The following is a 298-nucleotide window of genomic DNA, read 5'->3' on the forward strand; positions in this document are numbered from 1 at the left end:
GTCGAGTTCAAGCCGGGCGATCTCATCCGCGGCGTGATCAATCCCGACTATCACATGGCCAACCGGCCCTACTTCGATACGATCGAGATGAAGGGTGGCGGTGACGCCGTCTCGGCCGCGCGTGCGGTGATCCAGACCGGCGAATATGATTTCGGCTGGAACATCCAGGTCGAGGATGACGTGCTGCTGCGTCTGGAGAAAGGCGGCAAGGGCAAGACGGTGTATGCCGTGGGCGGCGACACCGAATTCATCGCGCTCAATTTCACCGACCCGAACGTCGAGGTCGACGGCGAGCGTT

The 298-nt window shown here is 61.4% G+C and carries 1 protein-coding gene; it reads left to right on the forward strand.

Annotated features, from left to right (window positions below):
• The coding region (locus AABA86_RS34080; RefSeq protein WP_338309861.1) for an ABC transporter substrate-binding protein at nt 1–298 on the forward strand (298 nt) is incomplete at both ends.

The organism is Bradyrhizobium sp. TM233, assembly GCF_036247965.1.
Lineage (GTDB): Bacteria > Pseudomonadota > Alphaproteobacteria > Rhizobiales > Xanthobacteraceae > Bradyrhizobium > Bradyrhizobium ottawaense.